The organism is Candidatus Sulfotelmatobacter sp. (genome assembly GCA_036500765.1).
Lineage (GTDB): Bacteria > Acidobacteriota > Terriglobia > Terriglobales > Acidobacteriaceae > Sulfotelmatobacter.
Genome location: DASYBM010000017.1, coordinates 1 through 20,088, shown reverse-complemented (window position 1 = coordinate 20,088; position 20,088 = coordinate 1). Strand labels below are relative to the sequence as shown.

Genomic DNA, 20,088 nt, shown 5'->3' with positions numbered 1-20,088 from the left:
CGACTCGTCGAAGTCATTCCTCGAACTTTCTCCTTTGTCCTTTCTCCTTCTTGCCAAGAGGTATCTCTTCTTACAATTGCGATTCGTATTTATGCGTGGCAATCTGAGAGATCGCGATTCGCGCGATGATTATTTTTCACGCCATCTTTATTTTCACCCCATCTTCACACCCGGGAGCGCCAGAATGTTGACGAACGAATTTCGCATTGCCAAAGTGCAAAACACCTTGCGCAGGTTTGAGGAAGATATCCCCTTGCTCAATATGCGGGTGAAGGAGCTATCGAAAGAGCGGCAGGAGGCGGCCCGCAAATTTGCCGAAGCCGTGATTGACGAGACGAGAGCCGAGTTGCAACGACTGCTTCAGGCGCAGCCGCACGATGCGCAGGATTCCGGCGAAGCGAACTGCGAGCCCGCCGACTAAGGGCCCGCCGACTAAGAGAATTTGCGGGACGTGGATGCAAACGGCAGATCCCTCCACGGCGGCGCTCCGGCTCCGATGGGAATGACGGATTAAAGTGAAGGCGGGGAAGTTCAGCTGAAGAGAGTCCCGTCAAAGAGACTTAGAGCGACGAACCGGCAGCGGCCTCGGCGCTTTGGGTTACAGCGCTGTCGGCGTCTTCGCCGGGGAAAGTCACTTCCTCCCAGAGCGTTTTATCGCGCAGGATGCGCGAGACCAGCGCCGTGTGCATGGCGTGACCCGCACGATCGGCGACTACCTTTCCCAGAATCTGCTTTCCCAGCAGAGCCAGATCGCCAACCAGATCCAGAACTTTGTGGCGAACGAATTCGTCGGGGAAGCGCAGGGGGCCATTCTCGATGCCGTCTCGAGTCAGCACGATGCAATTCTCGCTGGACGCGCCGCGAATCAATCCCATATTGCGCATGGCCTGCTCGTCCTGGCGCGAACCAAAGGTGCGCGCGGCGGCAATATGCTTCAAGTAACTTCCGTTGGTCAATTCCACCTGAAAAGTTTCTTTGCCGATGAGGGGATGCGGAAAGTTGATCGCGTAGGAAACGGAATAGGTGTGCGAGGGATAGACGGCTATGAATTTGTTGCCCTCACGCATCTCGACCTCGCGGCAAATTCTCAAATACTTTCGCGTGCGGCGCTGCTTGCGGATGCCCGCCTTGCGAATCATCTCGACAAACGGCTTGGCGCTGCCGTCGAGGATGGGCAATTCCAGATTGTCGAGCTCGACGATGGCATTATCGATGCCCATCCCGATGAAGGCGGAAAGAACGTGCTCGGTGGTAGAAATGAGCACGCCTTTCTTCATCAGGCTGGTGGCGTAGCTGACGCGGGCAACGTTCCGGCTAACGGCTTCGATTTCGAAACCGTCGAGATCAGTACGGCGAAAAACAATACCAGTGCTCGACGGGGCCGGCAGCATTCGCATGGCGACCGGAGCCCCGCTGTGCAGACCGACGCCGCTGCACTCGACTGCGGAGCGAATTGTCTGCTCGTGGGTCAAGAATGAATCAGCTATGTCGCAGTGAATGCATTAGATTACGGCAATGTTACAAAAGTCGTATGTGGCAAAAAAGCCACAGTCCGTCGCGGTCAGTCGATCTCGTAAGCGCCTTCGATTCTACAGTCGAGTCGCGTAACTCCAGGTTGATAAATGAATTGCTGCGGAACTTGAGATCTGATCGGGCCCGAGCGGTTCAGCGCTTGCTCTTCTTCTCCGGTACCTTGTTGGGGTTGTAGCCGGAATTAGGGTCGAACATGGCTTGGTCCAGGCCCTGATTGATGGTGACGGAGTTCAGAAAACGCTGGGCCGCAATGTCGCCGTTGAAATATCGGCTGATGTTGTAGGGGGCCATCACTCCGGAGACGGAACGATAGTTTTCGTAAATTTCCTCTTCGAGATTCTTCTGCCTGTCCACCGGATCCCGCCATTGGAAGGTCTTTTTGATCGGCAAGTGCGTATCGGAATCGAAATAGAGCGTGACGCTCTCGTCTTGTGCGTCGATCAGCGTTACCTGCTGCGCCGGATGTTGCGCGGCAATGGCAAATCCCTCAAACAGCATCACCACACTGGGATCGTCGATCCAAGTGCGAAGAATCGTGTCGAGCGACAATCGGCGTCGCCGCACGTAGGCGCTACGCTCTTTTTCGTCAATGGGGTGAGCGCCCTTGTAGGTAAGCTCGTATGCCTTATCGCCGACGTACAGCTCCGCGATGTCGCGCTCTTTGGTAAGTTCCACGCGCTCCTTGTCGGGGAACTCGGTGAAACTCCAGAAAACTCCGCCGCCGCTTTCGCGGCCATGGTGAAAGCTGTAGCCGCGTCCCTGCTGTTCCCGGTCGCGAATGGTCAGGAAGGCCTGACCGCCCAACGCTTGAATCCCTTGCTCGATCACAGCCTTGGCCTTGCGGGCATTCTCCTGATCCGGAGGAATCTGATCGGCAGAAGGCTGCTTCGGAGAAATCTGATTCGCCGAATTCTGCATCGGCGAGGTTGCGGTCTTGGCCGCATCGCTGGCCGCCTGGAGGGATGACTGAGCAGATGACTGGGAAGTCGCCGGCGCAGACGCCTGTCGCGTTACTCCGCGAGGCTCCGCTCCCGCCTGAGCCCAGGTCGAGCACACCAAAACTAGTATCGGAAGAAACTGTTTCATTCCACTTGAGGGCGTGATCGCGCGCAATCAGAATTGTAGCGTTTCTTGTGGACGTTCCGCCCGCAGCAGTGTTCCCACTACGAAAAGCTCCTTTCGTTCCTTGGATGCAGGAAAAGAGCGGATTGCAAGCGGAGGGCCTGGTTTTTGTCCGTTTCCGGCCGCTCATGGCAGGTAAATCTATCCTGCGAGAACCGCGCCGCCGTTGACATTGAAGACCTCTCCAGTGATGAAGGCGGCGTGCTCGGTGCACAAGAACAGCACCGGGGCGGCAATCTCCTCGGGACGGCCGACGCGGCCGAGCGGAATCGTGCTGCGGATTTCGTCGCCACTTTTGGGGTCCGCGAGGGTCCCGGCGCTCATCTCCGTATCGACCCATCCCGGGGCCACGCAATTTACATAGATGCCGGCCGGCGCCAACTCGGTCGACAGTCCCTTGACCATGCTGATGAGAGCGCCCTTGGTCGCGGAGTAGTCGCAGTGAAAGGCTTCGCCGCGCTGGCCGCTGGTAGAACTGATCAGCACAATGTGTCCGGCTGGCGCGTTGGTGCGAGGCTGGGCTTTCATCTGCGCGACGCCGTGTTTCACCAGCCCGAATACGCCATCGAGATTAATCGACATAGTGGAACGCCATTGTTCATCCGACATGTTCTCGATCGGCACGTCTGCGGCGGCCCAGACGCCGTGGTTGGCGACAAGAATATCGAGCCGTCCGAAATGCCGGACGGTTTCGGCAACCAGTGCCCGCGCCGCATCCGGATGATTGAGATCGGAAGCAATGGGATGGCAGACGGCGGAGCCACATTCTTTGGCCAGCGCTTCCGCCTGCGCGCGGGCGCTGCGATAACCGAAAGCCACCTTCGCGCCCGCCGCCGCGAACATGCGCACCGTGGCCGCGCCAATGCCGCGCGAACCACCGGAGATGAGTGCAACTTTGCCCGAAAGAGAAAGAGGGATCGACATGACTGACTAGTTTCGAGCTTCCTTTGCACGCTTGCAAGTCGAAGAGTGCGGTAACGGTCTCGTTTTGCGAAGGTGCGTCACAGGGCATCGCTTTCAGCGGTGCCCGTTAAAGTCGAAGCCCGTTAAAGTCGAAGGAAGTGGAAAGCGTTAGCCGCTGTTCGTGGTCTGTACGGTCACGCCTGAAGGCGGCCCTCAATCGAAGCTCGCCACCGATAGAATTCAAGCCGACGAGATCAGTGTCCCGAGCCCGACGACATGCGCTCTGACTTCAGGCTGCGCAGCAGCAGTCTTACCAGCATGCCGTCGAAGCGGATTCCGCTCATCTTCGACAGTTCCTCGAGGGCTTGCTCCGGCGTTCTCGCGGCCGAGAAGGATTGCTCAGTGACCATATTGGCGTAGGAGTCGGTGAGTGCGATAATTCGCGCCCACAGCGGAATCTGCTCACCCCGCAAGCCATCGGGATACCCCGAGCCGTCAAAGCGTTGGTGATGATGCTCGATCGCCTCTCGCATCATGTCGCTGTACGGAATGGTTCCGACCATCACCGCGCCCACGTGCGCATGCATTTTGACCAGTTGAAATTCGTCGTCGGCGAGGGGGCCTGGTTTATTCAGAATGCGCTCGGGAACGAAAATCTTGCCTACGTCGTGAATCCGGGCCGCATACACCAAATCGGCGGTTTCTTCCGAGGATAAGCCCAGGGACCGTGCAATCACCTCGGTATAGCGCGCGACCAGATCGCCATGCCCAGCGGCCTGTAACTCCCGCGACTCGGCGGCGCGGCTCAGCGATTCAATCGCTTCTTTCAGCACGGGCACATTGCAGCCCTCGTCACCGCAGCAAAGTTTGAACAGGGTCGACGTCAATTCTTCCAGATGCTCAGGTCCGGTGTGTTCGCGTTGCAGAAATCCTTCGATATACGCGGAGATTTGCTGGCGTTGGCGGGCGAAGTCCTGGCCCTCGACAAATTCCTGCGCCGTCGAGACGGAATTCCCTCCCGAGCGCTTGGAGACATACATGCCAGCGTCGGCCACGCGAATAATGTCTTCGATCGAGAAGCCGTGCATGGGAAAACTTGCGACTCCGAAGCTGCCGGTGATCTTGTGTTCGCTCAGCATGGGATCCGTTGCCAGCCATTGGCGCAGGCGTTCAGCCAGCACCTGGGCCTGTTCGGAACCGGTCTCCGGCATCAGAATTATGAACTCATCGCCGCCATAGCGGGCCACGACGTTCGATTGCCGCGATTTTTGTTCGAGCAAGCGGCCCACCCGAGCCAGCACGAGATCGCCCTCGAAGTGGCCCATGGTGTCGTTGACTTCTTTGAATTTGTCGAGGTCGATGAGCACCACCGAGAACGGGCGTCCGGAGCGCGACGCGCGTTTCCACTCTGCCGACAAGGCTTCCCAGAAAAAACGCCGCGTCTTGATTCCGGTCAGGCCGTCGGTGATGGACTGCTGTTGCAGTTTCTGGAAGACGAAAGCATTGTGCAGCGCTGTGGCCAGCAAGTCAGCCAGGGTGTTGAGAATGAGAACGTCCTGCGGAGAGAACGCGTTCTCGTTGCGGCTTTCGATGTTGAGAACGCCCAGCAGCGACTCGCCGTAGGTGATGGGAATGCATAGGACCGCACGGGAGTCCGGAAGAATTCCCGTTAGATTGCCCGGTAACGCGTTCTGCACCAGCGCGCGTTCCCCGGTGCGGGCTACGCGGCCCAGAATACCGCTGCCCACCGGGATGCGCTTTCCCATGGCGTGCGCCGTTGCACCCGCCTCGGCCTTGATCTCGATTTCTTTGGTTCCGTAGTCGAGCAGTCCGATTCCGATGTGATCGAAACTGAAATTCTTTTGGATCTCACTCACGATCTGGCCCAGCATGTGGACCGGATCGTCGCTGGAGATGGCCGTGCGCGAGACATTGTTAAGAAAGGCGAGCTGGCGCGAGCGGCGCTGCTCTTCGGCAAACAATCGGGCATTCTCTACCGCCACTGAAACCTGACCGGCGGCAGTGACCAGAACATCGAGATCGCGCTGCTCGAAGACGAATTCGCATTCCGGATTCATCGCGACCATGATTCCGTAGGCCTTGTTGTTCAGGAAAATCGGAGCCGCGATCAGGCATTTCGCCGGACGGCTTGGAATATGTGAGATGCCGAGGTTGCTCCGCGTGGTCTCAAGATCGGAGCGGATGAGAAGCGGTTCGCCGCTGCGGATGACGTACTCGGTGAAGGCGTTGCGCAGTTCGCGGGTGCGCTTGGGCAGAACCCGGTTTTCTCGGACTTCGAGTTCGAATTCGATCCGGTCGCCTTCCTGAAACGCAATATAGAAGTGGCTGGTATCGAAAATCTGTCCCAGTTCGATTTGGATCGTGCGCAGGATTTCGTCCTGATCGAGGCGCGAACTGATGGCCTTTCCAATCTCGGTCAGCAATTCGTACTCTTTCGTCCGCCGATGAGCGTCGTGGCTGATGGCGTAATTTTCGAGCGTGAGCCCGAGCTGTAACGCCAGACCGACCATCAAATGCGGGCCTGACGAACCGAACCCTCGGCGTTCCGCGTGCGGAAACAGAATCACGCCGAAATTGTGTTCGCGCGTCCGCAGGTTGACTGCGGTCAGATTACGGACGTCCGCCTCCGTGAGAATTCGCTTGAATTCGGCGAAAGTCCCCAGTGGCGCGACCGGAAGAGGCTCCGTCATTTCGGCCAGCCCCTGCACGGTATAAATTCCACTCTGCCGGTAAGCCAGTTCGCAGATGTAATCTCCGGCGCCGCTTTTTTCCATCGCCTCCAGAAATCCCGGAGAGAAACCTTGCTGCACCGAAGGCAACAGACTACGCCAGCGCTCGGTGATCACGATCGCGGCTCGTTCCATGGCCAGGGCGCTACGCAGGCGCTCCAGCGCGGCTTGCATACTGGGGACGAGATCTTCGGCGAAAAGCAGACGGCGGGGGTCCACCCCTAACGTTGACAAGGCCAGCGTATTCTCCTGCACCGCATTGCGCTGGTTCTCAAACAGCACCATCACCATCGCAATGCCCAGGAGCATCTGCGGCACTGCGCCAAATAAACGGCTGGCGCTGCCAAACATTTCTCCCAACGGACTCTGCACTTGCCCCACTGCCCAGAGCGCAGCCCACAGCGCCAGCGAGATTCCGAGCACCTGGAAGGCCAGCGATCCCCGCTTGTGGCCGTTCACATAAAAGCACCACGAGCTATACAGCAGAATGACGGCCAGGCCTACACCCAAACGAATGCTGGGTTGTACGTCGGGACGAAAGGCGCCATCTACAATGTGCTGGCTCAATGTGATGCCGGCGAGGACAACGCCCGCACCGCCAACCGCTGCATCGTACCAACGCAGGTGATCCGGGCCACGCATCAGCCGGGTGGAAACGAAGATGCACAGTACCATCGCCACCAGGAAGAGTTCACTCAGCAGGAAGGAGAACGGAGACGACGGGAACGCATCCACAACGTAGTGCAGGGAATAAGCGGCCCACGCCAGCTGCCACGCGCGGAAGTAAGGCTGCCGGCTTTGTTCGTGCAGATAAGTAAAGACGAGGAACAACAGAACCGAGACAAAACCCGGGACGAGTACCGTTGTCGTAGTGACTATACTGTTCATAGGTCGGGAAGCACACTTCTGGCCAAAACCGGCGGCGCAGTTTCGGGGGGGAAACAGTGCAGCAATGTTTTCACATCAGGCCTGAAAAACACAATAAGATTTAAGTACAGTGGCCAACTTCGACGATTACGCTTTTGCATCGAGGGTGAACGCCAAATCGTTATGGCGCTTTTGCTTGACTCTGCATTGCCTAACCCGATTCTATGCCCGAACAAATGACCTCACTTTCGCAAAACCGGCCGCGAGTGCGCTTTGCGCCTTCGCCAACCGGGTTCCTCCATGTGGGCAGCGCCCGCACCTTCATTTTCAACTGGCTGTACGCCCGCCGAAATGGGGGCACGATGATCCTGCGGCTCGACGATACGGATGTGGAACGCAACACAGACGCCTCGGTCAATTCCATTTTCGATGGCCTGAAGTGGCTGGCCCTGGGTTGGGACGAAGAATATAAACAGTCCGAGCGCGGCGAACTGCATCGCCGGATGGCCGAGACGATTTTTGAAAAAGGTTTGGCCTACCGCGATTTCACTCCCGCCCATACCGGGGATAGTGAGAGATCGGGCGCGCAGGGTACCTGGCTCTTCAATACCGGGATGCGGGAACTCTCCCGCGAGGAAAGCGACCGCCGCGCCGCCGCCGGTGAATCGTTTGCGCTGCGCTTTCGCGTTCCGCGCGACAACGGCCGGATCGTGCGCTTCAGCGACGCCGTTTACGGCAAACAGGTGAAGGCAGGCGCCGACATTGAAGATTTTGCCCTTTTGCGATCCGATGGCATGCCGACGTATCACCTCGCCTCGTGCGCGGACGATGCCGACCTGCGCATCAGCCATATCATTCGCGGTCAGGATCATCTGTCGAACACTTACAAGCACGTATTGATTTTCGAGGCCGCGGGCTTCTCGCCCCCACAGTTCGCGCATCTGCCCTTGCTGGTCGCGCCCGATGGAACCAAGCTCTCGAAACGCCGCCATGGCCCGGTCGTAAGCGTTACAACCTATCGCGACGCTGGATTTCTTCCCGAAGCTTTCATCAATTTTCTGTGCCTGCTGGGCTGGTCGCCAAAAAACGATCGCGAGAATATGTCGCTGCAAGAACTGCGAGACGCATTCTCGCTGCAAGGCATCAACCGCTCGAACGCAGTGGTGAACTTCAAAGAGCCAGCGGCCACGCCGGAGGAAACATTCGATCCCAAAGCGGTTTGGCTCAATGCCGAGCATATTCGCGGCCTGAACGTCGAAGACCTCAGTCAGCGCCTTCTGCCGATCGTGCACGCCGCCGGCTTCACTGCGACAGCCGAGAAAATGCTGCGCATCACGCCGCTCATCCGCGAGCGCATTAAGCTGCTGCGCGACGTGCTCACAGCCGCCGACTTCTTTTTTGCAGAGCAGTTGCCGCCCTACGATCCGGCCGAACTGATCCCGCAAAAGGGAGACGCAGCCATGGCGCTGAAAGTTCTACGGCGCGCGAAGGAAGTTCTGCCCAATGTCGAATTTAAACACGATCCTCTCGATCAGGCGCTGCGCGCCGCAGCGCAGGAATTGGGCGTGAAGGCTGGACAGATGTTTCAGCCGATCCGCGTCGCCGTCTGCGGCCGCAAGAACGCGCCGCCATTGTTCGAAACGCTGGAAGTGTTGGGGAAAGAGACCACGCTGGCAAGGATTGGGCAAGCGATCGACCGAATTCAATAGGTCCCGGACACCGCTCATTAAAATTAAGAACCCAAGCGTTCAGGGGTCATATTCCTCTTTACACGAAGTACTTTGTAGTATAAAGTACGTTCATGATCGCACCCGACAGACCCTTCCTTCGCCCCGTCCCAAAGCGTTGGATTCCTCGCGAGATGACCGTCGCGCCCGCGCTCGATCGCAACCAACCCGCGATCCCGAGCGAAAAACATTACGCCCTGCTGATCAATCCGTTCTATCCCAAGGATGCGAATGCCAGCTTCGGCAAGCACGTCCTCACGCCGAGCCTGGCTCTGACGAGCTTTGCGGCGACGACCCCCGAACACTGGCGCGTCGACTACTGGGACGAAAATCTGCTCGACGGCCGTCCGCCGTTTCGTCCCATGCCGCAGGTCGTGGGCATCACCGTGCATCTGACTTTTGCGCAACGTGCATACGAACTGGCGGATTGGTACCGTGCCCGCGGATCAAAAGTGATTTTCGGCGGACTGCACGTGCTGTCATGCCCCGATGAATGCGCGCCGCATGCGGATGCGCTCGCGCTCGGCGACGGCGTGCAATTGTGGCCTCGCATTTTAAAAGACGTGGAAGCAAACCGCCTGCAAGCGCGCTATGTCGCCACCTATGAGAACGATTATTGCGACGACCCCTCGCCGCGGCGCTCGATTCTGCCGCGCCGCAGCTTTCTGACAACGACCAGCCTGATCGCCACGCGAGGATGCCACAATCGCTGCGGCTTCTGCTATCTCGCCACGGACGGCCTGCGCATGCCCTATCGCATGCGGCATCCGCAGCAGGTGGTGGATGACTTTCGAGAGGATGACCAGCCGTACGCGGTTTTCATCGATAACAATCTCGGCTCACGCCGCGACTATCTGCACCAGCTCTGCGCCGCGCTGCGTCCGCTCGATAAAATATGGAGCGCCGCCGTCACGATTGACGTAACCGACGATCTCAGCCTGATCCGCAACATGGCCCTTGCAGGATGCACCGGCGTCTTCGTCGGCTTCGAATCGCTCTCCGACGACAATCTCGCCGACTCGCATAAGAAAACGCCGAAGACCTCAGACTACGCGCGGCGCGTCCGCATCCTGCACGACTACGGAATTCAGGTGAACGGATCGTTCGTCCTTGGCTTCGATCACGACCGCAAAGACGTTTTCGCCCGCACCGCCGAATGGATCGAAGAAAATCGACTGGAGTGCTCCACGTTCCACATTCTTACGCCCTACCCGGCCACACCTTTGTTTCGTCAAATGGAAGAGCAACGCCGAATCCTGCATCGTGACTGGACGCTTTATGACACAGGCCACGCTGTTTTTCAGCCGAAACACATGACGCCCGAAGAACTCGAGCAGGGCTATGCCTGGATCTACCAGCGGCTGTTTTCACACGCCTCGATTTGGCGTCGCCGGCCGGAAGACTGGCAGGCGATCCCCCTCTACCTGGCAATGTCCTATTTGTATAAAAGATCGAACCGCTTCTGGCATCTGCTGATCAAGCACGACCTGGTGAATCCGGTCTGGAAGCCGCTGGTCGAGATGACGCGCTTGCGTCACGTGCATTTTCGCCGCCGATTGGCGCAGCGAGAGGCGTCTGCGGCCGTGGCACCGGGGCAAGTTGTGTCGGCCGGGGTTTAACGGCCGGAGGGAGAAAATTCCGCCGGGGACTCGACGGCCCTTGTATGTACAAATGTTCCTGCGGGAACACTGTGGAAAAGCACGGAATCGCGGGCCCCAAGTCATTGATTCTGTTACGAGGCATTTTCGCAGCGGTTTGTTTTGAGTTAGTTAGGCTGTGGAAGAAATGTCTACTTTCGTGGACGGTCAATGTCTACGAAAGTGGACTTGACTTTATAGGCTGGATGCAAACGATCCTAAGTCTTCCGATTCGGGAAGCACCCCCACCCTTGTCTGCGTTTGTACTTTGCGGAAACAAGGGTGGGATGCGCCAGGCGCCGGTAACGCGCATGATGGAGGCAAGAAGGAACGCTGCGACGTTCGTGGCGGCCCACCCTTCCGCACAAAACGCGGGAAGGATGGGGCAACCACATTACATGCTGACTGCAAGGGATGGGCCAGCCCAGTTTTCGTTCAATAAACGTAAGCTCTGCCATTGTAACTGGAGGTGGGGCCGTAGGGAGCGCCTACCACTGTGGTGGTTCCGGCTGCCGCGAGGCTGGAACCGAATCCGTCGTTGTTAGTGGCGTCGGAATTGAGCAAGCGGCCGTTCGGGGTGGTGGTGGTTTTCCAGCCGTTCGCTGGTTTGGTGAATGAGAACACCGTTCCGCGGTAGGCCGAGCCGGCTTTGACAGCGTAGGCAGCGGGCGTGCCTACCAGGATTCGGTTGCCGACGATCGCCGTGGAGGTGCCGAATTCGTCAGCGAAGGTAGTGTTGCCATCGCTGAGTTGAGCCGTTTCCGTCATGTCGCTCCAACCCGAGGTGGGCTCGACCCACACGTCGACAAAGGGCGGCGGAAAATTAGTTAAGTTAGGACTGTTCGAGCCGGCGACGACAGTATTGCCGCTGATGGAGACGGTGCCCCCGCCAAAGTAATTCAACGCTTGCGTGGAGGACAGCACGGCCTGCGGAGTGTAGTCCCCGTTCCAACCATTCGCTGGCTTGGTAAACAGGAAAACGGAGTTCTCTGCCGTGTTATTGGCGAAAACGAGACCTTCCCCGACGACCGTGCCGCCGCTAATGGCAACCGACCGGAAGGACTGCTCCTCGTATTGTGCATCGGCCTGGATCAGCGTGGCATTGGGTTGGGAAGTGTTCTGCCAGCCAGTGGCCGGTTTGACGTAAACCTCGATTGAACCAAAATTACCGAAGGCGTCGAGCGGCGACCCGACGATGAGGGTGTCTCCGTCAATCCCCAACTGGCCGCAAAGGCACGGACCCAGGCCGACGGGGGAAACGCTCAGGATCGCGGTTTCGGTCATATCGGTCCAGCCACCGGCCGGTTCTTCGAAAACATATAGTTCCGGAAGATTCGAATTGACTACGATCGTCTTTCCGCTGATGGCCACCGAGAGACCAAATCCGGCCGTTCCGCCAGCGTCGGAAGCTGTCAGCTTCGCGACTTGGGTCATATTCCCCCATCCTGTGGACGGCTTCACGTAAACGTAAGCGGCTCCTGAAACGAAATTGCCCTGGCCATCGGTGCCAGGTGCGCCGACTACAACGGTGTTGCCGCTCACTGCCACCGATGTTCCCAGGTAGCTGAATTGTTGCTCGTCCGAAGCTGTCAATTCCGCGATCTGGTCCATCGCCGATATGGGAGGTTTCGATATGCGAGGCGAGGATGTGGAAGCCAGGGCGCCGCGAACTGCCGCGGGTCGATCTAATGTGTTGCCTTGCCCGAAGGCGCACGCCGCTACGAGTAAAGCCAATAGCAAGGCTGCCAAGGTGCGTAGTCTAGCGAGAGTGAGAGTCATACATTTGTCCTCGTGAAGGGTCGTGGAGACACTTCGGAAAGTAGGTTGTAAGACGGGGGAGCCCAGCGCGGGGGAAAACATTATCAAAGCGCCCAACCACCCTGTCAAGGGCAACGGATGTCGTTTGTCGGCAGCTTGTTGGAAGGAGAGGGAGATGTGATATCTCATTGTCGCAATTCTTTTTTTCCCGCCTACCTCGTTGTCCCCGTTGTGCCGATTGCGGTTCGTGTTCGCCGCTTGGTTTCCCGAGCAAGCGGCGCGGGCGAGGGCGCCTTTCTTTGCGGTAAGATCACAGTATGAAAACGTCCAATGCCGAGGCAGAGACCGGCGAAAAGGCCGCGCCCGAGCTTCGACCGTCTAACTTCATGCGCGACATTATTTTTGACGACCTGAAGACTAATAAGTTCGCCGGGCGGGTGCAGACGCGATTTCCTCCCGAGCCCAACGGATATCTCCACATCGGGCACGCTAAGGCGATCTGCCTCGACTTTGGGCTCGCCGACGAGTTCGGCGGACACACGAATCTCCGCTTCGACGACACCAATCCTGAGAAAGAAGAGACCGAATACGTCGACTCCATCATGGAGGACGTGAAGTGGCTGGGCTTTCACTGGGACGGACTTTTTTACGCGTCGGATTATTTCGACCAGCTCTATGAGTGGGCGCTGAAATTGATTCGCGATGGCAAGGCCTACGTCGACGACCTCTCGGCGGAAGAAATTCGCAAGTATCGCGGCACGCTCACCGAGCCGGGCAAGGACAGTCCGCATCGCAATCGGTCGGTGAAGGAGAATCGCGATCTGTTTCAGCGCATGAAGGCGGGAGAATTTCCCGACGGCTCGCGCGTGCTGCGGGCCAAGATCGACATGGCGTCGCCGAACTTGAATATGCGCGATCCGGTGATGTATCGCATTCTGCACGCCGAGCACCACCGCACCGGCAACAAGTGGTGCATCTATCCGATGTACGACTTTGCCCACGGCCAGTCGGACTCGCTCGAAAAAGTTACGCATTCGATGTGCACGCTGGAGTTTGAAGATCATCGCCCGCTCTACAACTGGTTCATCCAGCAACTGGGCATTTTTCCGTCGCAGCAGATCGAGTTCGACCGGCTCAACCTGACGCACACGCTGCTGAGTAAACGCAAATTGCGGCAACTGGTGCAGGAAGGGCGCGTGCGGGGATGGGACGATCCGCGCATGCCGACGCTGAGCGGCATTCGACGCCGCGGGTACACGCCGGAAGCGATCCGCAATTTCTGCGGAGCGATTGGCGTATCGAAAACCACCGGCTCGATCGAGCTTGCGATGCTCGAACATTTTGTGCGCGAGGACTTGAACAAGCGCGCCCTGCGCGTGATGGCGGTGCTGCGTCCGTTGAAAGTTGTGATCGACAACTATCCCGAGGGACAGAGTGAGGAGATGGATGCGGTGAACAATCCCGAAGATGAAAGCGCCGGTTCGCGCAAAGTGCCGTTCTCGCGCGTGCTCTATATCGAGCAGGATGATTTTCGCGAGGTGCCTCCGCCGAAGTATTACCGGCTGTCGCCGGGACGCGAGGTTCGCCTGCGCTATGGATATTTCATTACCTGCACGAGCGTCGTGAAAAACGAGAACGGCGAAGTGGTCGAGGTTCACTGTACGTATGATCCTGCGACGCGTGGCGGCAATGCTCCCGACGGCCGCAAGGTGAAGGCGACGATCCACTGGGTCTCGGCCGTGCACGCGGTGGAGGGCGAAGTGCGCGTGTACGAAAATCTTTTTCTGAAAGAAGATCCCAGCGATGTAGAGGAAGGCGAGGATGTGCTCGACAATCTGAATCCAAACTCGCTGGAAATTATTGCCGACGCGAAGCTTGAACCGTCGCTAGCCAACGCTGAGGCGGGAACCCGCTATCAGTTCGAACGTCTGGGATATTTTTGTGTCGATCCCGACTCTAAGTCAGGCAGGCCGGTGTTCAACCGTACTGTCGCGTTGAAAGATGCTTGGGCGAGAACCGAGAAGAGACAGGGCGGGAAATAGTAGCTAACGCGGATTAATCTTTCGGCTGGAACCGAAAAACGAAACCCGAGCTAAACTGCACTCGGGGCGTAAGCCTGTCCAGCTACAACTCAATTATCGGCAGATTGAAATTCGAAGTCAAGGTTACTGAGAGAGCGGTAGTGGTGCAGTTGGCTTACGCGCCGAGCCGATTAAGTGTGAGATCCTTCGCTTCGCCTGAAAAACGGCTACGCTCAGGATGACAACGCGGTTTACGGGTGTTGCTGACAGCTGAAAGCCGACATCTAGTTATGCACGTGCGGGCTCTGGGCCGGATTTTTGTGTGGTCCCGGCGGTTCCTTGACGACTTTGACATCGAAGCTTACCGGCAGAGTTTTCGGTGGGAAGCACTGCGCGTTGTCGCAGGCCTGGTAGCGCAGGACGCCGTGCATCACGTACTTTCCCGGCGTTACCGCGTGCAGCGGATGCACGGCCACCGCGATCGTAAAATCTCCGCTGTACACGTTTAGCTTTTCGTCGGGAGAAAAAGGGAAGGTCAAGTCTTTGCCTTCGGGATAATTGATCTTTCCAAGAATGATGTCGGTGGGCAGGTCCATCTTCAGGCTGGTTGGAATTAAATACTCGTCCTTCGGCGTGTTGGAGTTGATGTGAAAACCGGAGGCCACGCGGAAATTTAGGCTCACCATCGTCTGCGCTGCGCGGGGGGCCGTCACCAGCGCCACTGGCGCGAAGGAAACCGATGGCGCTTTGCCGGTCTGCGCGGATGCCGTGACCGCGAGCAGCGCCAGGATGACGATCAGGTTCGAGCTATGCCTTGGCGAAATCATTTCGAATGCGATCGTCTAAAGTCGTGCACTCGGGCTCACGCGACGCGCCCGCGGACTTGAGATCCTTCCCTCCGCCTGAAAAACGGCTTCGCTCAGGATGACAACTGCGGTCTGGATCAATGGTAGAGCGAGCGCACACCGGTTCCTAGTGTCAGTTCTGAGGCTGCGCCGCGGCTAGTGGCGCGGCGTCATTCTGGTCTTTCGCGTTGCCCGACTGCGTCCCGAGCGCCATCTTGATCGAGTCCTCGATTTCAGCCTTCCCTCTCAAGCCGACGATTTTGTCGACGATCTTGCCATCGCGCCCGATGAAGAAACTCTCCGGCAGCGCGGGAACGCCGCCATAGGCGTCGCCTACGGCTTCCTTACCGAGCAGCACGGGATAATTCATGCCCATATCTTTGGCGAACTTGGCGATGTCGTCTTTGCCGGAATCATCCATGGCGACGCCGATGACTTGAAGTCCCTGCGCTCCGTATTTGTTCTGCAATTCCACCAGCCACGGAGTTTCGATTTTGCACGGACCGCACCAGGTTGCCCAGAAATTCAGCAGAACGGCTTTGCCGCGCAAGTCGGATAGGCTGAGATTCTTGCCATCGAGCGATTCGAGGGTGAAGTCGGGCGCGGGCGAGGCTTGCGCTGCGGCTTGCGGCGGCGACGGGCGGCGCGCCATGTGCACGCCAAAGTAAATCATCCCGGCTGCGACCAGCGCCGCTGCGACTAGGGCGAGAGGATTGCGGCCTCTTGCGATTTGCGAAGGTGCCGACTCTGGCAGGGAATTTGGAACCGTTGCATCGCTGGCATCCTGCGTTGCGCCGGCATCGGTTGTCACGCTTGGTGTTGCCGGCGTCGGCGCGATTGCGCGTCGTCCCGGGCGCAAAGCGAGGTACAGCACCAGGGCAACCGCAGCCGTCACGAGAATGATTCCGGTAACGCTGCTGTGGGTGACCACTCCCTCGAGCCATGTCTCGAAGCGGCCCAGGAACGAAAGCTGGCTTGAGATTAAAGTGAAGCGATCAAAAACGAGCAGGTGTCCGAGGGCGATCAGAATCGCTCCGCTCGCGACCTCCATGATGTGCATGTGGCGACGGAAGCGGCTGTAAAAGCTAAGGAACTGTTCAAGGCCCAGCGACGTGATCATGAACGGCACAGCCAGCCCCAGCGAGTATGCCGCCAGCAAGAGAATACCTTTGAGGGCTGAGGCCTCAGCGCTGGCGAATCCGAGAATCACGGACAAAATCGGGCCCACGCAGGGCGTCCAGCCGAAGGCGAAGGCGAAGCCGATGGCGAACGACCCGCGCATCGTGCTGCCACCCTTTACGTTGTGCAGGCGAGCATCGGTGTAAAGGGCCTTGATAGTGACCAATCCGGTCATGTGCAGGCCGAACAGGATGATTAATATTCCGGCTTCGCGAGCCAGGATCGATCGGTATTGTCCGAGCGCCTGGCCGACCTCGGTAGCGGCGGCGCCAAGCGCGATGAAAACAACCGAAAAACCTAGAATAAATGCGACGGAGTTGATGAGGACTCGCCGCCGGAGATCGCCGCTTGCCGCCTTGAGCTCGTCCAGGGCGGCTCCCGAGATCATGGAAACATACCCCGGCACCAGCGGCAGCACGCAGGGCGAGAGAAACGAAATCAGCCCCGCGACGAACGCGGCCAGAGGAAGCGGCAGACTGGAGAGAGAGCTCGACATTTTACTTAGCTTTTATTGTACCTGCTGGATGCGATCTGACCGCATGCGATCATATTGATCAGACGCTCAGCGAAGGATTTAGTTTCAGCAGTTGCGGGTCTTAATGGCAAGTTCAGATACCCGACCGCATTCTCAGCGCGATTTCCCCGGCTTCGCATTGGCTGCGGGTGCCCCCATTTCCGTTGTCTGATCCGAAGTCTCGCCCAGCTTGCGGAGGACTCCGCTGGGCAAGATTGCCGAGAGTATTGCTCGCGAACCCTCCTGGCGCACGTGCAGGCTGTCAAAAGCCGCCTTCACGTCGGCGTCGCTGCCCGGCGCGCCCACCGATATTTCTGCGCTGCGAAACATTGCCAGGAATACATTGGCCTTGTCGACGATGCTACGAGCGTCGTCGTCAGTGGCTGCTTCGGCCTCGGCGCGCAAATGCAGCACCCCGGTGCGCAACGGCAGATGGAGCGGATTGTAGCTCGCGGAAACGACCAGGTCGGCAGGCTTGGGAAATATCGAAGACCACGCGTCAAATCCCGGTGACGATGGCTCGACCCGTGCCACCATCCACACCGGACTGGCCAGTTGCACACGCTTGTAAAAGCGGCGCAGCAAGGCCGGACCGCCAAAAGGTGAAGCCAGCCGCCGCGAACGGTCGACCATGCCGCGGATCACCGCTGGGTCGTCATGATTCGAGGCCGCGACCGTATCGACGCCGAGAATCGCAATGCGGAAGGATCGTCCGTAGAGTGGAATCGTAAAGATGTCGATCGACTGGTAATTCTCGACCGACTTCGCGGTCTTCTTCAGATAGGCGAGACACCGGGTGCCGTCGAACTTGCCGGTGAAGACCTCGGAAAATCGCGGCTCCGGCGCGGCCCCCCCGGTTCCTCCGCCCGGCCAACTCGCCGGATAGTGGACGGCGAAGGCCACGGCGTCCAGATCGCGCTCGAAGTCGAATCCCGTGTCCTGAATGAAGCGGTCATAGTCCGGATCGTGCTCCGGACTATGCGCCCCCGGCAGGAGCAGCTTTCCGCCATTCATCTTCCGGGCCCAGCCGAAATCGGCATAGATAAAGGCGTCGGCGCCGGGCAGCAGCCGCGCCGGCTCCGGGGGCGCATGCTTCCGTAACTGGACGGCAAACGTCACCGCCGCGGCAACCGCTACAACCGCCAGAGCGATAGGAAAAGTGCGCCTAATTCGCATGAATGCAGGTCAGGAATGAAATGATAGCAGCAAAGGGTCGGAGACGTGCGGCTGGAAGTTTAGCCCGGTCGTGATGGTCAGGCAGAACGCAACTATCTCCGGTTGCGCCCCATCTTGGCCTTGTGATATCGTAAACAATTGTCCCGGACATCTGGTAAGGATCAGAGGGATAAGTTTGGGCGAAGGCTTGTTTTTCTCCCGAATTTGCTGGCGTAGCTCAGTCGGTAGAGCATCTGATTTGTAATCAGAGGGTCAGGGGTTCAAATCCCTTCGCCAGCTCCAGAAATGAATCGCGGGAACGGAATCGCAAGCAAAAGAATCGCAGTAAAGATCGTAGCAAAGAATTAAGACGTGAATTTGCGGCAGTTCTGGCGGACTCGGTAGTGGCGCAACAGGTTTTTCCAACGCACTCCATTCGGTACTTTTCCGGCGTGCTGTGATCTTCGCGGTTTTCTTAGCGCGAGCCTTGGTTTCCCTGTTTAGCGAATCTTGTATTGTGAAATCGAAGTGCGTGGCTTTGCTGCGTTTGGTCTGCGGGTATAGCAAGTGCTTTCCAGCCGCATCGCCCGAAAGTTTTTGCACAGGTGGGTGAGTGGTTAAAGCCAACAGACTGTAAATCTGTCCCTCCTAGCGAGGTACGAAGGTTCGAATCCTTCCCTGTGCACCATGACTTCTGAATCGCTGAAGCTGTGAATCGCTGATTTGAGAGCAGCTGATTTGTGAGCAGATTGTCCATTGCGCTGGTGTGTTACGTGGTGTTGGGAGCGTTGGCCTGGACGACGCTGACCGACGCGAAGTTAAGGGCGGGGACCCTGGTGGTCCTGGCATTTTTCGCGGTGAAGTCGGTGTTGCGGCGCAACGACGTTCTTCACGCGGACAAGAGCGACGCCGAGTAAGGGTTTGCTGACGCCTGACGCCCAAGGGCTGACGGCTGGTTTTGGGCCGATGTAGCTCAGTTGGTAGAGCACTCCCTTGGTAAGGGAGAGGTCACCAGTTCAATCCTGGTCATCGGCTCCAGAGTTTGAGTTGGAAGGATAGTGGAAGGGCGCGGCTTTAGCCGTGCCGTAAAGCGTCGTATAACGAGCGGCTTTAGCCGCAGCAGTTTGGCTGAGAGCTGTTTTTAGCTTGCCCTGAGCCGTATGGCGAAGGGGCTGATAGCTGACAGCTGGTTTTGGCGGGAGTAACTCAGTGGTAGAGTCACAGCCTTCCAAGCTGTTGGTCGCGGGTTCGATTCCCGTCTCCCGCTCCATGGATCTAGCGAGGACGATGACAGTGAATTTCGAGCAGGCTGCCATCAAGGTCGAGAAGGCGCACGAGTTCGCCAAGCTGCAAGCGGCGGTCGAGCAGGCGTTCTTGCCCGAGAGAGTCGAGCGCTTCCTGAAGCAGCTCGATCGCAAGGGAATTCGCGTCCGGGATTTTGACGCGGTACTGGCGCAGCGGTTGCTTGAGGCTGTGGTGGGCGAAGCGGAACTGGGCGCGAAGCATCTATATGAATCGCTGCCGGTGTCGGACCAGGCGCAGATGCGGGAGTTTTATCTGTCGAAGCTCGAAACGGTAGATCCGGCGCTGCGGCACAAGTTTAAAAAGCTGTATCAGTATTACTGAATCCAGCGGTGTTCAGAAAACAGCAGGTTCCTCACCCGCCTTAGCGGCGGGTTCGGAATGACAAGGGGTGGGGTTGGTTTGAGCTAGAAGCTAAGAGCTAGGAGCTAAGAGCTGAGTTATGGCGAAAGAAAAATTTGATCGGACCAAGCCGCACTGCAACGTGGGGACGATTGGTCACATCGACCATGGCAAGACCACGTTGACGGCGGCGATCACGAAGGTTTTGTCGAAGCACAATCCGAATATCAAGTTTCGGTCGTTCGATTCGATCGACAACGCGCCGGAAGAAAAAGCGCGCGGCATCACGATTGCCACGGCGCACGTCGAGTATGAGACGGCGAAGCGGCACTACGCGCACGTCGATTGCCCGGGCCACGCCGACTACATCAAGAACATGATCACGGGCGCGGCGCAGATGGATGGCGGCATTCTGGTGGTGGCGGCGACCGAC

General features: G+C 58.1%; 15 protein-coding genes and 4 tRNA genes. 11 read left to right on the top strand and 8 right to left on the bottom strand.

From position 1 onward, the window contains the following. The first annotated feature begins 184 nt into the window (after positions 1-184). On the top strand, positions 185-421 hold the full coding sequence (locus tag VGM18_20385) for a hypothetical protein (GenBank protein HEY3975369.1): 237 nt from the start codon (positions 185-187) through the stop codon (positions 419-421). Between the two features lie 139 nt (positions 422-560). Here the strand turns inward: VGM18_20385 and lpxC are convergent, their stop codons facing one another. The 4 genes from lpxC to VGM18_20365 all read right to left on the bottom strand — a co-directional run bounded on the left by lpxC (position 561) and on the right by VGM18_20365 (position 7,196). Next, a complete protein-coding gene (gene lpxC, locus VGM18_20380; protein ID HEY3975368.1) occupies positions 561-1,472 on the bottom strand; it encodes a UDP-3-O-acyl-N-acetylglucosamine deacetylase in 912 nt (303 codons plus the stop codon). 193 nt (positions 1,473-1,665) lie between these two features. Beyond that, positions 1,666-2,619, bottom strand: coding sequence for a hypothetical protein (locus tag VGM18_20375; protein ID HEY3975367.1), 954 nt, complete (start codon positions 2,617-2,619; stop codon positions 1,666-1,668). Between the two features lie 177 nt (positions 2,620-2,796). Next, positions 2,797-3,579: an SDR family oxidoreductase gene (locus VGM18_20370; protein HEY3975366.1), complete on the bottom strand. Its 783-nt coding sequence runs from the start codon at positions 3,577-3,579 to the stop codon at positions 2,797-2,799. Positions 3,580-3,812: 233 nt separating this feature from the next. Beyond that, entirely contained in the window at positions 3,813-7,196 is a 3,384-nt protein-coding gene (locus VGM18_20365) for a diguanylate cyclase (GenBank protein HEY3975365.1), read from the bottom strand. Between the two features lie 215 nt (positions 7,197-7,411). On the opposite strand from VGM18_20365, the gene gltX reads away from it, so the two are divergent. Together gltX and VGM18_20355 are read left to right on the top strand one after the other, a co-directional pair. Beyond that, the gene (gltX, locus tag VGM18_20360; GenBank protein HEY3975364.1) at positions 7,412-8,884 is read left to right on the top strand and encodes a glutamate--tRNA ligase; all 1,473 of its coding nucleotides are present in this window, start codon (positions 7,412-7,414) and stop codon (positions 8,882-8,884) included. A gap of 152 nt (positions 8,885-9,036) precedes the next feature. After that, positions 9,037-10,521 (top strand): radical SAM protein, encoded by a 1,485-nt coding sequence (locus tag VGM18_20355; GenBank protein ID HEY3975363.1) that lies wholly within the window; start codon positions 9,037-9,039, stop codon positions 10,519-10,521. A 453-nt stretch (positions 10,522-10,974) separates the two neighbouring features. Here the strand turns inward: VGM18_20355 and VGM18_20350 are convergent, their stop codons facing one another. Beyond that, positions 10,975-12,150: an FG-GAP repeat protein gene (locus VGM18_20350; protein ID HEY3975362.1), complete on the bottom strand. Its 1,176-nt coding sequence runs from the start codon at positions 12,148-12,150 to the stop codon at positions 10,975-10,977. Positions 12,151-12,614: 464 nt separating this feature from the next. Between VGM18_20350 and VGM18_20345 the strand changes: the two genes are divergently transcribed. Further along, the gene (locus tag VGM18_20345; GenBank protein ID HEY3975361.1) at positions 12,615-14,339 is read left to right on the top strand and encodes a glutamine--tRNA ligase/YqeY domain fusion protein; all 1,725 of its coding nucleotides are present in this window, start codon (positions 12,615-12,617) and stop codon (positions 14,337-14,339) included. 263 nt (positions 14,340-14,602) lie between these two features. On the opposite strand, the gene VGM18_20340 is transcribed toward VGM18_20345, so the two are convergent. The 3 genes from VGM18_20340 to VGM18_20330 all read right to left on the bottom strand — a co-directional run bounded on the left by VGM18_20340 (position 14,603) and on the right by VGM18_20330 (position 18,032). After that, positions 14,603-15,145, bottom strand: a complete 543-nt coding sequence (locus VGM18_20340) for a protein-disulfide reductase DsbD domain-containing protein (GenBank protein HEY3975360.1) — start codon at positions 15,143-15,145, stop codon at positions 14,603-14,605. A gap of 151 nt (positions 15,146-15,296) precedes the next feature. Next, positions 15,297-16,838 (bottom strand): cytochrome c biogenesis protein/redoxin, encoded by a 1,542-nt coding sequence (locus tag VGM18_20335; protein HEY3975359.1) that lies wholly within the window; start codon positions 16,836-16,838, stop codon positions 15,297-15,299. A gap of 132 nt (positions 16,839-16,970) precedes the next feature. After that, on the bottom strand, positions 16,971-18,032 hold the full coding sequence (locus tag VGM18_20330; GenBank protein ID HEY3975358.1) for a hypothetical protein: 1,062 nt from the start codon (positions 18,030-18,032) through the stop codon (positions 16,971-16,973). 206 nt (positions 18,033-18,238) lie between these two features. Between VGM18_20330 and VGM18_20325 the strand changes: the two genes are divergently transcribed. The 7 genes from VGM18_20325 to VGM18_20295 form a co-directional block, all read left to right on the top strand. Further along, positions 18,239-18,314, top strand: a tRNA-Thr gene (locus tag VGM18_20325). Between the two features lie 296 nt (positions 18,315-18,610). Then, positions 18,611-18,699: transfer RNA gene (locus tag VGM18_20320), tRNA-Tyr, on the top strand. A gap of 52 nt (positions 18,700-18,751) precedes the next feature. Then, the gene (locus VGM18_20315; protein ID HEY3975357.1) at positions 18,752-18,928 is read left to right on the top strand and encodes a hypothetical protein; all 177 of its coding nucleotides are present in this window, start codon (positions 18,752-18,754) and stop codon (positions 18,926-18,928) included. Positions 18,929-18,973: 45 nt separating this feature from the next. After that, positions 18,974-19,049, top strand: a tRNA-Thr gene (locus VGM18_20310). A 157-nt stretch (positions 19,050-19,206) separates the two neighbouring features. After that, positions 19,207-19,281, top strand: a tRNA-Gly gene (locus tag VGM18_20305). Between the two features lie 17 nt (positions 19,282-19,298). Next, a complete protein-coding gene (locus VGM18_20300; protein HEY3975356.1) occupies positions 19,299-19,637 on the top strand; it encodes a hypothetical protein in 339 nt (112 codons plus the stop codon). Positions 19,638-19,755: 118 nt separating this feature from the next. Beyond that, positions 19,756-20,088, top strand: a 333-nt coding sequence (locus VGM18_20295; GenBank protein ID HEY3975355.1) for a GTP-binding protein, incomplete at its 3' end; no start/stop codon positions are given.